Source organism: Micromonospora sp. KC721 (genome assembly GCF_004348355.1).
In the GTDB taxonomy this organism is placed as follows: domain Bacteria; phylum Actinomycetota; class Actinomycetes; order Mycobacteriales; family Micromonosporaceae; genus Micromonospora.
In genome coordinates this window covers 1-14,422 of record NZ_SMJY01000165.1, presented here as the reverse complement: position 1 = coordinate 14,422, position 14,422 = coordinate 1, and the positions used below count along the sequence as shown (strand labels likewise).

Here is a 14,422-nt window from a genome sequence, read left to right as displayed (position 1 = left end):
GGGTGGTGCAGCCAACCCCCTTGGCTGCACCACCCGCCGCCCATGGAGGAGGCAGGTCTGTGGTTATGACGACTCGGCGAGCGTGACGGTCACCGTCGCCTCGGATCCGTTGCGCTGGTAGGTCACCTCGACCCGGTCACCGACCTTGCCGGCCTGTACCGCGCCGACGAGGTCGTTGGAGTCGTTGATCAGCTTGTCGCCGAACTTCTTGATCACGTCACCGCGCTGGAGGCCGGCCTTCTCGGCGGCGCTGCCGGGGACGACCGCCGACACCAGCGCGCCGCCGTTCTCCGCGCCGGTCACGCTGACGCCGAGCGACGGGTGGCTGACCTTCTCGCGGCGCTGGAGCTTCCCGGCGACGTCCTTGGCCTTGTTGCTCGGAATGGCGAAGCCGACGCCGATGTTGCCGTTGCTGCCCTGCCCGGCGGTGGCGATCGCGGTGTTGATGCCGATCACCTCGCCCCGGGTGTTGACCAGAGCACCACCGGAGTTGCCGGGGTTGATCGGGGCGTCGGTCTGCAGCAGCCCCGAGATCGAGGTGGCGCCCTGCTGCGGGTTCTGCTGGCCGCCCTCGCCGGCCTGGATGGTCCGGTCACGGGCGCTGATGATGCCGGCGGTGACCGAGCCCTGCAGGCCAAGCGGGCTGCCCAGGGCGAGCACCTGGTCGCCGACCTGCATGGCGTCGCTGTCGCCGAACTTCGCCGCCTTGAGGTCGTCGACCCCGCTGGCCTTCACCACTGCGAGGTCGGTCTTCGGGTCGGTGCCGATGATGGTCGCCTGGGCCGTCTTGCCGTCGGCGAAGATCACCCGGACGATGCCGCCGGCAGCGGAGGCGACCACGTGGTTGTTGGTGAGCACGAAGCCGTCGGGGGTGAGGATCACCCCGGACCCCTCGCCGCTGTCGGTGGCGATCGAGACCACGCTGTCCTGCACCCCGGCGGCGATCTTCGGCAGGTCGGCACTGTTGATCACGGGTGCGGCCGAGTAGGTACGGGTGACACCGCCCGAGCCGCCGTCCAGGGCGAGGGCGAGCGCACCGCCGGCCACACCGGATCCCAGCATCAGGGCGAAGACCGCCACACCGGCGCCGATGACCTTGGCCACCTTCGAGGGCTTCGGCGCGGCCGCCCACGGCGGCACCGGCTGCCCGCCGTGGCTGGGCGGAACGGGACCGCCAGGGCCGCCCACCCAGCCGGACTGCGGGTAACCCGCGGGGTAACCGGCGGCCGGGTACTGGCCGGCGTGCTGGCCCGGGTAGCCGGGCTGGCCGGCGTGCTGGCCGTACTGGTAGCCAGGGTGGTGTCCGGCGTGCTGGCCGGGGTACGGCGCGGCCGAGGTCTGCGCGCCCGGGTACGGCGCGGCCGAGGTCTGCGCGCCCGGGTACGGCGCGGCCGAGGTCTGCGCGGGCGGGTAGGGAGAACTCTGCGGCGCAATGCCCGCCGGCTCCCCCGCGGCGCCGGCGGGACGGTCGGTCGGGGAGACCTCGGTCGAGTCCGACTGCCCGCGCTCGGCGTGGGGCAGCTCTGCGGTGTGGGGCGACGGCTCGGCGTCGAGGGCGGCGGGCCGCCGCTGCGGATCGGTGTCGAACTCGTTCATGGCCTTACCTTCTCCCCTCGTACTGTCATCAACCTGGAACGCACCTGGAAGTTGTCTGACAGTCACTCCGACTCGCCGTTGGTTGCCGCGGCCAGCGGCAGCCGGACCCGGAACGTCGCCCCACCACCCGGCGTGTCGGTCACCTCCACCGTGCCGTGGTGGGCAGCCACCAACGCGGCCACGATGGCCAGCCCCAAACCGGTGCTGGTCATCCCGTTCGCCCGCCGGGTGCGGGCCGCGTCGGCCCGGTAGAAGCGTTCGAAGACCCGCTCGGCCTGCTCCGGGGTGAGACCGGGACCGGTGTCGGCGACCTCCACCACGGCCAGGTTCCCCGGTTCGGCCCGCAGCCGCAGCGTCACCGCGGCCTCCGGTGGGGTGTGGGTGAGCGCGTTGGTCATCAGGTTGCCGATGACCTGGCGTAGCCGGGCGTCGTCCCCCTGCACCACCAGGGGCCCGGAGCCGGGCGCGATCTCCAGCTCGATCCGGCGCTGCGGAGCGACCACCCGGGCGGCCTGCACGGCGTCGGAGGCCAGCACCGGTAGCTCCACCGGGGCCAACGAGAGCGGGCGTTCCCGGTCCAGCCGGGCGAGCAGCAGCAGGTCCTCCACGAGCAGCCCCATCCGGGCCGCCTCGTCCTCGATCCGGCGCAGCAGGTCGGCGGTCTGTTCCGGCTTCCGCGCCGCGCCCTGCCGGTACAGCTCGGCGAACCCGCGGATGGTGGTCAGCGGGGTACGCAGCTCGTGGGAGGCGTCCGCGACGAACTGCCGCATCCGTTCCTCGGAACGCCGGGCCCGGGCCTCGGAGGACTGCGCGGCGTGCGCGGCGTCGCGGGCACCGGCCTCGGCCGCGCGGGCCGCCGCCTCGGAGGCGGCCCGCGCGGTGAAGGCCGCCTCGATCTGCGCCAGCATCGCGTTCAACGCCCGGGAGAGCCGACCCAACTCGGAGGTGGCGCAGGGCTGCCCCTCCTCCGGGTCCGGCACCCGGCGGGTGAGGTCGCCGCCGGCGATCGCGGCGGCGGTCCGTTCGATCTCCACCAGCGGTTTCAGGCTGGTCCGGACGATCGCCGCGCCGATCGAGGCGAGCAGGATCAGCACCGACCAGCCGACCAGGAGGTCTATCCAGACCAGCCGCTTGACCGCGAGGTCGACGTCGGTGAGGTGCTGACCGACCGCGAGCACCCGGCCGTCGGGCAGTTCCCGGTAGAGCATCCGCCACCGGTCCCGGCCGTCCTCCGAGCGGACGGTGAACGGCTCTTTCTCGGCGGCGGCTTGGAATCCCGCCAGGTCGTCCGGCATCCTGGGCAGGTCGTCCAGCGCCAGGCTGTGGTCGTACCCGATGGGCTTCGCGCTGTCTTCCTCCGCGAGTGCCACCACGTAGTCGGTGGGCAGCGCGGCACTGCCGAGCCCGACTTCCAGGGAAGGCAGCACCCGGCCCACCTGGTCGCTTGCCGCCTGCAACTCCCCGTCCACCTGCCCGACGAGGTAGTCGCGCAGGAAGTACGTGGTGAGCGAACTGATCACCAGCAGCGCGGCGGCGACCAGCGCCAGCACCGCCGCGACCAGCTTGACCCGCAGCGGTACGCCCCGCAGCCGGCCCTTCGCGTTGTCGAGGAGGTTCACCGGTTCACCGTGCCTCGCGACTACGGGACTCGCAGAACCGGCTCACGCTGCCGGCTTGCGCAGCACGTAGCCCACCCCGCGCAGGGTGTGGATCAGGCGAGGTTGGGTGTTGTCCACCTTGCGGCGCAGGTAGGAGATGTAGGACTCGACGATGTTGTCGTCGCCGCGGAAGTCGTAGTTCCAGACGTGGTCGAGGATCTGCGCTTTGGACAGCACCCGGTTGGCGTTGAGCATCAGGTAGCGCAGCAGCTTGAACTCGGTCGGCGACAGTTGCACCCGCTGGCCGGCGCGGTGCACCTCGTGGGTTTCCTCGTCCAGTTCCAGGTCGGCGAAGGTGAGCCGGGAGGGGGCGTGTTCGCCGGTCGCGGTACGCCGCAGCACCGCCCGGATCCGGGCGGTCAGCTCCTCCAGGCTGAACGGCTTGGTGACGTAGTCGTCGCCGCCCAGGGTGAGGCCGCGGATCTTGTCGTCGGTGGCGTCGCGGGCGGTCAGGAAGACCACCGGGGTACGCGTGCCGCCCTCACGGAGCATCCGGATCACCTCGAAGCCGTCGAGGTCGGGCAGCATCACGTCGAGGACCACCAGATCGGGGCGGTGCTCCTTGGCGGTGCTCAACGCCGCGCTGCCACTGGTCGCGGTGGCCACGTCGAAACCGGCGAAGCGCAGGCTGGCGGAGAGCAACTCGAGGATGTTGGGATCGTCCTCGACGACGAGCAGTCGCGCCTCGGTCTGGGTAGCGGCCATGCCCCGCATCATCTACGACGTGGCTGCGGCGACGCTGGGCACCGGCTGAAAAAAGCCTGTGAGCGACGCGGGCAAAGCCGACCCACAGCGGCTACGGCGGCGGGAACTGCGTCGAGGTCGCGGAGGCCCTTGCCCCGTGAGGGGTGAGGGAGCCTTTGAGCGGGCGCTGACGAGCCCGGGCGCGGCCAGATGATCGCCTATGTCGACGGGCCGTCTGGAGATCCTCGGTTGGCGGGCTGTGAGAGTCAGATCGCGTGGATCGTGATGAGGTCTTCGAGTCCTGCGAAGTCGTCGGCGTTGCGGGTGTAGACGGCGGCGTCGTGGGCGTGTGCGGTTGCGGCGATGAGGAGGTCCATCACCCTGGCTCGCGGCTGGCGGCCAGTCTCGACGACGCGGGCGGCCAGTCGTGCGTAACTGTCGGCGATGGCTTCGTCGATGGGAAGCGGATCAAACCGACGTTGGATGGCGCTCAACCGCGCCAATCGGAGCGCCCTCGCCTCGGCGGTTTTTGCTACCAGAACACCGAACTGGAGTTCGGCGAGGCTGGCGACACTGATGGCCAGTTCGCCGGGAATCGGGGTCACATCGGTGGCGATGAGGATGCTGGTGTCGAGGATGCCCCGGCTCACCGCTCAACCCACGGGTCGGTGACGGCACCATCGAGCAGATCCCGATCACCCGCCCACCCGGGGTCTGTGGGTTGGGCGAACACGCCGGCAACATCGTCCCACTCGCGCCAGGTTCGGGGACTGACCGGGCCGAGCACGGCTGCCGGTCGGCCCGCGACGGTGATCGTCACGCGTTCGCCCGCCTGCGCCCGACGTACCAGGTCGCTGGCGCTCTGCCGCATCTCCCGCAACCCAACTTCATGCATACGCCCCACTGTAGCACATGTGCTACCCGCACCCTCGTGTGGTCGTGGCCTGTGCTCGTGTTCATCTTCGGGGTCGGGCCCAGGCGAGGGAAGCGTTCCGTCAGGTCCGCGCAGTGCTCGGGGTTGAGTCGGGTGAGTTGGTCGCGTGCCTCGGTCATCTGTTGGGCAAGGTAGATCAGCAGGGCGGTCCGGTCGTGCCGGTACTCGACCAGCAGGGACAGCCGGGCCGGCTGGCACGGCCACTGCGCGCCACAGTTGCGGCACCGCCACAGCGGACGCATCGGCAGGTGAGGGATGACCCGGCGCACCATCAGCGCATCCGCAGGGCGACGGCGCGGGCTTCCTCATCATTGAACGGCAGGAACCACAGGAAACGCCGCACGATCTCCGGCGGCTGCGGCCCCTCCGGCCGGCCGCGCAGGTCGCGGATGGCACTGGGGATCAGCGACGACATGACCGGGATCAGGGCCGTGCCGTCCAACCGATCCCGCCCTACCGCCCGGAAGGTCGGGCAGGGCCACGGCTCGCCGCACACCTCGCAATCCCACGTCGGCCGGCAACCGATGTGCGCGGAGACCGCGAGAACGCTGCCGAACACGCTCACCGGCGACCCGTTGGCCCGGCGTCGTGCTGGTGCGCGACACCAAGGACCGGGAGGGCGGCACCCTCCACCTCAACCCCGCGTCGTGGCAGTCGTTCGTCGACCTGGCGAAGCAGATCGGCCCTGTGGGCTGATCCCCGGCAACACCGACAAGGCCCCCGGAAACCGCACCGTCGAAGCGGCCCGGCTGGGGGCCTTTCGTATGTCCGCCGGCCCGGTGGCGGGAGCCGGCACCGCGACGGCCGTCGGCGCGGGTACGGCGACGCGGGCCGGGACCAGGTGGACGGCCGCCTCGGCGGCCCGGGCCAGCGCCCGGCGGTCGGCGTCCCCAGCCGGGTGCAGCGCCGCCGCCACCCGTACGATCAACACCAGCTCACGGGCGGCGAGCACCCGGAGCACCGAACGCCACAGGGTCTCCTCCCCGACGAAGGCGGCGGCCGTGGTGCCCACGCCGATGCTGGCGCACCGGTAGCTGATCCGGATGGGCACCACCGGCGCCCCGGCGTCGACCGCCGCCTGGAAGGTGGCCGGGCGGAACCCGCGCCGCGGGCGGCAGTCGGCCGTTGCGGAGGCACCGCACCAGGTCGTGCCCTCGGGAAAGACCGCCACCGGGTCGCCGCCGCGCAGCGTCGCGGCGATCCGATCGACCGTCTCGGGCAGGTCCCGGGGGCGCGCCCGGTCGACGAAGAGCGCGCCGGACCCGCGGGCCAGCAGCCCGACCAGCGGCCACCGACGGACCTCGCTCTTGGCCAGCAGCCGGGCCGGCGTCACCGCCAGCACCGCGAGCACGTCCAGCCACGAGACGTGGTTGGCGACCAGCAGCGCCGGCCGGCGCGGCGGGCGGCCCCGAACCTCCAGCCGTACCCCGAGGACCCGGGTGGCGCCCCGCGCCCACCCCCGCACCACGGCGGCCCGCTCCACCCTCGGCAGCACCGGCAGCAGACCGACCAGGCCCGCCCCGACCAGCATCATCCCGAGTACGCCCAGCAGCCGGGCCACCCGCAGCGCCACCGGCACGGCAGGCACCTCGCCGGGGGCCGGCAGGCAGAACGGTCCACACCCGGCGACGGGCCGCCACAGCGCGGCGCTCACCCCTCGGCCCCGCCGAGGAAGTGCCGCAGGTAGCGCGGGTGCATCCGGTCCAGGGAGAACAGCACGTAGAAGTCGGCCACCCCGAAGTCCGGGTCGTACGCCGGTTCGCCGGCGACCCACGCGCCGAGCCGGAGGTAACCGCGCAGCAGCGGTGGGACCAGGGCGCTCCCGGTGGCGCCGCCGATCGCGGTGTCCGGCCTGGCCGCCGCCGGCTCGGTGAACCAGGGCCGGCGGGGACGCACCCGCAGCAGCGGCGGTGACAGGTGCTTCGCGCGGGCCAGCGCCCACGCCTCGGCGGCGGCCCGGCCACCGTCGGCCACCGGCACCGAGGCGCAGCCACCCAGCCAACGGGAGCCACGCAGGTGTAGATAGCGGGTGATACCGGCCCACATCAGGTTGATCACCGCGCCGGAGCGGTGGTCGGGATGGACGCAGGAGCGGCCCGCCTCGACCAGCACGTCGCGGAGCGGGTCGAGCGCGGTCAGTTCGAACTCGCTCTCGGCGTACCGGCGCGTGGTACGGCCCGGGGGCAGCAACCGGTACGTCCCGACCACCGCGCCGGTGCGCTCCTCGCGCACGATCAGGTGGTCGCAGTGGGTGTCGAGGTCGTCCACGTCGCGGCCGTCCACCGCGGGTCGCAGGGTCGCGCCCAGTTCGCTGGCGAAGACCTCGTGGCGCAGGCGTTGGGCGGCCGCGACCTGGGTCGGGTCGTCGGCGATCAGCAGGGTGTATCCGCTGGTCGTCAGGGGTGCGCCAGCGGCATGCAGAACAGCCATGGCTCCTGTGTAGGTGTCCGGGGTTGCCGCCCGCCCGGTGACGGGTGTCAATCCGGTGAACGCCGGCCGGCCGTCGGCCCCGAGCCGGGCACGAGGGGCGACAAGACCCTCCGCCGGGTCGCCCGGACCGGCCCGGGCGACCCGGACCGGCCGTGCGACGCTGCCCGGACAGACCCGGCGACGACGCCGGGCCGGCAGGGAGGAGTCCGATGATCATCGAGTCCCGGTTCAACGGGCCGCCCGGCTCGGGCAACGGCGGATGGAGCGCCGGGATCTTCGCCGCCAACCACGGCGCGGACGGCCCCGTCGAGGTGACCCTGCGCCGGCCGCCGCCGCTGGACACCCCGCTGACCGTGGTCGACGGCGACGTGCTCGACCCGGACGGGCGGCTGGTCGCCCAGGTCCGCCCGGCCGGCGATCCGCCTCCGGCGGTGCCCCCGGTGGACCCGGCGACGGCGGCGGTGGTCTCCGCCGCGTACCCGGGTCTGCGGGACCATCCCTTCCCCGGCTGTTACGTCTGTGGGCCGGAGCGGACGGACGGGTTGCGGATCTTCCCCGGCCGGCTTCCGGACGGCCGGACCGCCGCACCGTTCCGGGCGCCCGATCCGGTCGTCCCGGCCACGGTCTGGGCGGCGCTGGACTGCCCCGGTGGCTGGGCGGTGCTCGCCCCCGGGCGGCCGTACGTCCTGGGTCGGATCGCCGCCGTGGTCGACGGGCTGCCCGCGCCGGGCGACGACTGTGTGGTCACCGGCGCGGCGGTCGAGGTCGTGGGGCGCAGGGCGGTGGTGGACACCAGTTTGTACGGCCCCACCGGGGCGCTGCTGGGCCGGGCCCGGGCCACCTGGGTCGCGGTGTCGCCGCAGCCGGCGTCTCGTCCCTGAGGAGGACGGCCTCCCACCAGAGGAGGAGGCCGGATTGACGAACGCGTCTGATGACGCGGGTTGACCCGGCTTGGCAGGCTGGCGGCGGCGCCTGAGCAACGGCGCCGCGCACCGCGGCGCGTGACGCGCCGCCGCACGGGAGGAGAACGATGTCCGACGGGCAGTGGAGCCCCAGCACCGGCCAGATAGTCGTGTCCGGACTGACCAAGCAGTACAGGAACGTCCGGGCGGTCGACGACCTGTCCTTCACCGTCGAACCCGGTCGGGTGACCGGCTTCCTCGGCCCGAACGGCGCCGGCAAGACCACCACCCTGCGCATGCTGCTCAACCTGGTGACCCCCACCAGCGGCACGGCCACCATCGGCGGCCGGCGGTACGCCGACCTGACCGATCCGCTGCGGCACGTGGGCGCGGTGCTGGAGGCGTCCAGCGCGCACAAGGGCCGCACCGGGATCAACCACCTGCGGGTGATCTGCGCGGCGGCCGGGTTGCCGAAGCGGCGGGCCGACGAGGTGCTGGCGATGGTCGGGCTGACCCCCGCCGCGAAGCGCAAGTTCAAGGGCTACTCGCTGGGCATGAAGCAGCGGCTCGGCATCGCCGCGGCGATGCTGGGTGACCCTCGGGTGCTGATCCTGGACGAGCCGGCCAACGGTCTGGACCCGGAGGGCATCCGCTGGATGCGCGGCTTCCTCAAGAACCTCGCCCAGGAGGGCCGCACGGTGCTGGTCTCCAGCCACCTGCTCTCCGAGATGCAGCTGCTCGCCGACGACGTGGTGATCATCGCGGCCGGCCAACTGGTCCGGCAGGGCCCGGTCGACCAGGTGATCGGGTCGATGACCCAGGGCGTCCGGGTGCGGGTGCGCACCCCGCAGCCCGACGAGCTGACCGCGGCGCTGAAGGCGCAGTCGGCCACGGTCACCGCCGGTGAGCACGGCGTCCTGCTGGTCGACGGGGCGGACGCCCCGACCGTCGGGCGGGCCGCGCTGGCCGCCGGCGTGGAACTGCACGAACTCACCACCGAACGACCCGACCTGGAACGGGTCTTCCTGGAGCTCACGGCCGGGAAGGCGGGCATCCGATGAACCTGGTCCGATCCGAACTGCTCAAGATCCGTACCACCAACGCCTGGTGGCTGCTGGCCCTCGGAGCGTTCCTGTCGCTCGCCCTGGCCTTCGCGATCAACACCTGGCTCGCCGTCAGCTCGCTCAGCGGCAACCCCGAGACCGCGGAGGCCGGCGGGATCCCCGCCACCCCGGCCGCGCAGGCGGCCAACCTCTACACCTCCGGCCAGTACCTCGGGCTGATGTTCGTGATGCTCATCGGCATCCTCATGGTCACCAACGAGTTCTTCCACCAGACCGCGACCACGACGTTCCTGTCCACTCCGCGCCGCACCTCGGTGATCGTCAGCAAGCTCATCGCCGCCTCGCTGCTGGGTTTCGGGTTCTGGCTGGTCACCACGGTCATCGACCTGGCCGCCGGGGCGACGGTGCTGGCCCTCAACGACCACGGCACACAGCTCGGCCAGTGGGAGGTGCAGCGGGCGCTGCTGCTCAACCTGCTGGCGTACGCGATCTGGACCGTCCTCGGAGTGGGCATCGGCACCCTGATCACCAACCAGCTCGGCGCGGTGATCACGGCGTCGGTGGTCTACCTGCTCGGCACCCAGGTGGTGGGGGTCCTGTTCTTCCTGCTGGCCAACTGGCTGGACAACATGGCGGTGATGAAGTGGCAGGTGGTCTGGCCGGCCGCCGCCTCCAGCATCATGGTCAGCGGCGGCGAGTCGGAGATGCTCCCCGCCTGGTGGGTCGGCGCGCTGGTGCTGGTCGGGTACGCCCTCGCCAGCGGCGTGGCGGGCGTCCTGATCACCCGGCGCCGCGACATCTCCTGACCACTCGATCGGCGCGGCCCCGGACGGTGACAGTGAGGCCACCGTCCGGGGTCGTCGCGGCTAGCAGGAGTCGACGGGACACGCAGCGTTTGCTGAACTTCTGGCATCTTCTGTGAAAAGGGCCACCCGTTGGAGGCGGAAATGCCTGCGCCATTCGTACGGCGTAGCCTGGAAGCGTCTCCCGTGCGTCCTGTTTTGGCACGGGTGCCACCGCGTGACATTCCACCCGCGTGAAAGAGGCGATTACCGGCCGTGTCGACCCAGCAGACTTCGCAGGAGAACCCACTGGCGGGTTTCGGCCCGAACGAGTGGATCGTCGAGGAGATGTACCAGCGTTACCTCGCCGACCCATCGAGCGTCGACTCGGCCTGGCACGACTTCTTCGCCGACTACCGGCCGACCCCGGGGGCCGCGACACCGCGCCCGGCCGCCGAGAAGGCCCCGGCGAAGCCGGCCGCCGAGAAGGCCGCCGCCAGCGTGGCCGCGCCGGCCGCGAAACCGGCAGCCCCGCCGAAGACCGCCGAGCCGAAGCCCGCCGCCAAGCCCGCCGAGCCGAAGCCCACCGCGACGGCCGCCGAGCCGAAGCCGGCCGCGAAGGCCGCCGCGGCGAAGCCGGCCGCGAAGGCCCCGACGGCGAGCGCCGCCGGCACCAGCCCGCTGCGCGGCATCGCTGCCAAGATCGTGCAGAACATGGACGCCTCGCTGTCCGTACCGACCGCGACCAGCGTTCGCGCGGTTCCGGCCAAGCTGCTGGTCGACAACCGCATCGTGATCAACAACCACCTCGCCCGAGGGCGGGGCGGCAAGGTCAGCTTCACCCACCTGATCGGGTACGCGATGGTCCGGGCGCTGGTCGAGCACCCGGAGATGAACAACTCCTACGCAGAGGTCGACGGCAAGCCGGCGCTGGTCCGCCCGGAGCACGTCAACCTGGGCATCGCCATCGACCTGGCCAAGCCGGACGGCTCCCGCAACCTGGTGGTGCCGTCCATCAAGGCCTGCGAGCAGATGGACTTCCGGCAGTTCTGGCAGGCGTACGAGGACGTGGTCCGGCGGGCCCGCCGCAACGAGCTGACCATGGACGACTACACCGGCACCACCATCTCGCTGACCAACCCGGGCGGCATCGGCACGGTCCACTCGATCCCGCGCCTGATGCAGGGGCAGAGCGCCATCATCGGCGTCGGCGCCATGGAGTACCCGGCGCCGTACCAGGGCATGAGCGAGGCGACCCTCGCCGAACTGGCGGTCAGCAAGATCATCACGCTGACCAGCACGTACGACCACCGGATCATCCAGGGCGCGCAGTCCGGCGAGTTCCTGAAGGTGATGCACGAGCTGCTGCTCGGCGAGCGTGGCTTCTACGACCAGATTTTCACCTCGCTGCGCATCCCGTACGAGCCAGTGCGCTGGATGCGCGACGTGGCCGTCGACTCCGAGGGCCAGATCAACAAGACCGCGCGGGTGCACGAGCTGATCCACGCGTACCGGGTGCGCGGCCACCTGATGGCCGACACCGACCCACTCGAGTTCAAGATCCGCAAGCATCCGGACCTGGACGTCCTCCAGCACGGGCTCACCCTGTGGGACCTCGACCGCACCTTCCCGGTCAACGGTTTCGCCGGCAAGCAGCGGATGAAGCTGCGCGAGATCCTCGGTGTGCTGCGCGACTCGTACTGCCGCCGGGTCGGCATCGAGTACATGCACATCCAGGACCCGGAGGAGCGGCGCTGGATCCAGGAACGGATCGAGCGCAAGTACGAGAAGCCGCCGGCCGACGAGCAGAAGCACGTGCTCAACCGGCTCAACGCCGCCGAGGCGTTCGAGACCTTCCTGCAGACCAAGTACGTCGGCCAGAAGCGCTTCTCGCTGGAGGGCGGCGAGTCGCTGATCCCGCTGCTGGGCGAGGTGCTGGAGGCCGCCGCCGAGGACGGGCTGGACGAGGTCGTCATCGGCATGGCCCACCGGGGCCGACTCAACGTGCTGGCCAACATCGTCGGCAAGCCGTACGAGAAGATCTTCTCCGAGTTCGAGGGCCACCTGGACCCGCGCTCCACGCAGGGCTCCGGCGACGTGAAGTACCACCTCGGCCAGAACGGCAAGTTCACCACCCCGGACGGCGACCACGCGGTCAAGGTCTCGGTGGTGGCGAACCCGTCGCACCTGGAGGCCGTCGACCCGGTGCTGGAGGGCATCGTCCGGGCCAAGCAGGACCGGATCGACCTCAAGCTGGAGGGCTACACCGTGCTGCCGCTGGCGGTGCACGGCGACGCCGCCTTCGCCGGCCAGGGCGTGGTGGCCGAGACGCTCAACCTGTCCCAGCTGCGCGGTTACCGCACCGGCGGCACCGTGCACGTGGTGGTCAACAACCAGGTCGGTTTCACCACCGCGCCGGAGTACAGCCGCTCCAGCCTCTACAGCACCGACGTGGCCCGGATGATCCAGGCGCCGATCTTCCACGTCAACGGTGACGACCCCGAGGCGGTGGTCCGGGTCGCCCGGCTGGCCTTCGAGTACCGTCAGACGTTCAACAAGGACGTCGTCATCGACCTGGTCTGCTACCGCCGGCGCGGGCACAACGAGGGCGACGACCCGTCGATGTCCAACCCGCAGATGTACAAGATCATCGACTCGAAGCGCTCGGTGCGCAAGCTCTACACCGAGGAGCTGATCGGGCGGGGTGACATCACCGTGGAGGACGCGGAGGAACTGCTGCGCGACTACCAGGCGCAGTTGGAGCGGGTGTTCAAGGCCACCCGCGACGCCGCCACCACGCCGCGTCAGCTGAGCCGGCCGCCGCGCAAGGACGAGCCGGAGCCCCAGGTCGAGACCGCGACCGACGCCGCCGTCATCAAGGCGGTCGGCGAGGCGCACGTCAACCTGCCGGAGGGCTTCACCCCGCACAAGCGGATCCAGCAGTTGCTCGACCGGCGGCACAAGATGTCCACCGAGGGCGGCATCGACTGGGGCTTCGGCGAGATCATCGCCTTCGGTTCGCTGCTGCACGACGGGGTCACCGTCCGGCTCGCCGGTCAGGACTCCCGCCGCGGCACCTTCGTCCAGCGGCACGCCTCGATCGTCGACTCGAAGACCGGTGACGACTACCTGCCGCTGAAGTCGCTCACCGGCGGCGGCGAGCGGTCCCGCTTCTTCGTGCACGACTCGCTGCTCAGCGAGTACGCCGCGATGGGCTTCGAGTACGGCTACTCGGTGGAGAACGTCAACGCGCTGGTCTGCTGGGAGGCCCAGTTCGGCGACTTCGTCAACGGCGCCCAGTCGGTGATCGACGAGTTCATCTCCTCCGGTGAGGTGAAGTGGGGTCAGCGCTCCGCCGTCACCCTGCTGCTGCCGCACGGGCACGAGGGCCAGGGCCCCGACCACACCTCCGGCCGCCCGGAGCGGTTCCTGCAGCTCTGCGCCGAGGACAACATGCGGGTGGCGATCCCGACCACCCCGGCGAACTACTTCCACCTGCTGCGCCGCCAGGCCCTGTCGCCGAAACGGAAGCCGCTGGTGGTGTTCACGCCGAAGTCGCTGCTGCGGCACAAGCTCTGCGTCTCCCCGGTCGAGGACTTCACCACCGGCACCTTCTCCCCGGTGCTGACCGACCCGGCCGCCCCGGCAACGCAGCAGGTCAAGCGGGTGCTGCTCTGCTCGGGCAAGGTCTACTACGACCTGTTCCAGGCCCGGCAGGAGCGCGGTGTCACCGACACCGCGATCATCCGGATCGAGCAGCTCTACCCGATGCCGGTGGCGGAGATCCGGGCGGCGCTGGCGGCGTACCCGAACGCGGAGGACTTCGCCTGGGTACAGGAGGAGCCGGCCAACCAGGGCGCCTGGTCGTTCGTCGCGCTCAACCTGCTGGAGCACCTGGCCGACGTGCGGCTGCGGCGGATCTCCCGCCCGGCCGCCGCGGCCCCGGCGGTCGGTTCTGCCAAGATGCACGAGGTCGAGCAGACCGCGCTGATCGAGGCGGCGCTCCCCCGCCCGTGACCTGACCGCACCGACGAGACCCGGGGCAGCGCCGTCCGCGTGACGGTCGCTGCCCCGGCCCGCGTCCGGCGGCTCCATTCGCGAGAGGAACACCGTGTACTTCACCGACCGTGGCATCGAGGAACTGGTCGAGCGCCGAGGCGACGAGCAGGTCAGCATCGAGTGGCTGGCCGAGCGCCTACGCGATTTTGTCGATCTCAACCCCGAGTTCGAGACCCCGATCGAGCGCCTCGCCACCTACCTCGCCCGCCTCGACGACCCCGACGACGAATAGCCCCGCCCCAATGTTGATCATGAGGTTGCCACCCCGGCCCGCCGGGCGGGGTCCAGGCAACTTCATGATCAACATTGGGGC

Annotated in this window: 13 protein-coding genes and 1 pseudogene; 6 read left to right on the top strand and 8 right to left on the bottom strand. The window is 71.5% G+C overall.

Annotated features, from left to right (window positions below; genetic code table 11):
• Positions 1–63: 63 nt before the first annotated feature.
• From E1182_RS23375 to E1182_RS23340, 6 genes are all read right to left on the bottom strand, one after another.
• Positions 64–1,596: a S1C family serine protease gene (locus E1182_RS23375; protein WP_132268964.1), complete on the bottom strand. Its 1,533-nt coding sequence runs from the start codon at positions 1,594–1,596 to the stop codon at positions 64–66.
• A 62-nt stretch (positions 1,597–1,658) separates the two neighbouring features.
• Positions 1,659–3,215 (bottom strand): cell wall metabolism sensor histidine kinase WalK, encoded by a 1,557-nt coding sequence (locus E1182_RS23370; RefSeq protein WP_132268961.1) that lies wholly within the window; start codon positions 3,213–3,215, stop codon positions 1,659–1,661.
• A gap of 42 nt (positions 3,216–3,257) precedes the next feature.
• Positions 3,258–3,959 carry a response regulator transcription factor gene (locus tag E1182_RS23365; protein ID WP_132184922.1) on the bottom strand — a complete coding sequence of 234 codons (702 nt, stop codon included), beginning with the start codon at positions 3,957–3,959 and terminating at the stop codon, positions 3,258–3,260.
• A 245-nt stretch (positions 3,960–4,204) separates the two neighbouring features.
• Entirely contained in the window at positions 4,205–4,588 is a 384-nt protein-coding gene (locus E1182_RS23355) for a PIN domain-containing protein (RefSeq protein WP_132268959.1), read from the bottom strand.
• Complete coding sequence (locus E1182_RS23350; protein WP_132268956.1) at positions 4,585–4,833, bottom strand: type II toxin-antitoxin system Phd/YefM family antitoxin; 249 nt, start codon at positions 4,831–4,833, stop codon at positions 4,585–4,587. Before E1182_RS23350 ends, E1182_RS23355 begins: the two co-directional genes overlap by 4 nt.
• 310 nt (positions 4,834–5,143) lie before the next feature.
• Positions 5,144–5,437, bottom strand: coding sequence for a hypothetical protein (locus E1182_RS23340; protein WP_132268954.1), 294 nt, complete (start codon positions 5,435–5,437; stop codon positions 5,144–5,146).
• A gap of 2 nt (positions 5,438–5,439) precedes the next feature.
• Between E1182_RS23340 and E1182_RS32485 the strand changes: the two are divergent.
• A pseudogene (locus tag E1182_RS32485) lies at positions 5,440–5,568 on the top strand (DUF397 domain-containing protein); the annotation flags it as partial.
• Here the strand turns inward: E1182_RS32485 and E1182_RS23330 are convergent.
• Together E1182_RS23330 and E1182_RS23325 are read right to left on the bottom strand one after the other, a co-directional pair.
• Complete coding sequence (locus E1182_RS23330) at positions 5,507–6,526, bottom strand: 1-acyl-sn-glycerol-3-phosphate acyltransferase (protein WP_132268949.1); 1,020 nt, start codon at positions 6,524–6,526, stop codon at positions 5,507–5,509. The pseudogene E1182_RS32485 and the gene E1182_RS23330 sit on opposite strands and share 62 nt — an antisense overlap.
• Positions 6,523–7,302 carry a GNAT family N-acetyltransferase gene (locus E1182_RS23325; RefSeq protein WP_132268946.1) on the bottom strand — a complete coding sequence of 260 codons (780 nt, stop codon included), beginning with the start codon at positions 7,300–7,302 and terminating at the stop codon, positions 6,523–6,525. The genes E1182_RS23330 and E1182_RS23325 overlap by 4 nt, the downstream gene beginning before the upstream one ends.
• Before the next feature lie 209 nt (positions 7,303–7,511).
• On the opposite strand from E1182_RS23325, the gene E1182_RS23320 reads away from it, so the two are divergent.
• The 5 genes from E1182_RS23320 to E1182_RS23300 all read left to right on the top strand — a co-directional run bounded on the left by E1182_RS23320 (position 7,512) and on the right by E1182_RS23300 (position 14,341).
• On the top strand, positions 7,512–8,183 hold the full coding sequence (locus tag E1182_RS23320; RefSeq protein ID WP_132268943.1) for a hypothetical protein: 672 nt from the start codon (positions 7,512–7,514) through the stop codon (positions 8,181–8,183).
• Positions 8,184–8,332: 149 nt separating this feature from the next.
• Positions 8,333–9,265: an ATP-binding cassette domain-containing protein gene (locus E1182_RS23315; RefSeq protein WP_132268940.1), complete on the top strand. Its 933-nt coding sequence runs from the start codon at positions 8,333–8,335 to the stop codon at positions 9,263–9,265.
• A complete protein-coding gene (locus E1182_RS23310; protein ID WP_132268938.1) occupies positions 9,262–10,074 on the top strand; it encodes an ABC transporter permease in 813 nt (270 codons plus the stop codon). Before E1182_RS23315 ends, E1182_RS23310 begins: the two co-directional genes overlap by 4 nt.
• A 252-nt stretch (positions 10,075–10,326) precedes the next feature.
• Positions 10,327–14,067, top strand: coding sequence for a multifunctional oxoglutarate decarboxylase/oxoglutarate dehydrogenase thiamine pyrophosphate-binding subunit/dihydrolipoyllysine-residue succinyltransferase subunit (locus E1182_RS23305; RefSeq protein WP_132268935.1), 3,741 nt, complete (start codon positions 10,327–10,329; stop codon positions 14,065–14,067).
• Positions 14,068–14,161: 94 nt separating this feature from the next.
• Positions 14,162–14,341, top strand: a complete 180-nt coding sequence (locus tag E1182_RS23300) for a DUF6104 family protein (RefSeq protein WP_132184910.1) — start codon at positions 14,162–14,164, stop codon at positions 14,339–14,341.
• Positions 14,342–14,422 lie beyond the last annotated feature (81 nt).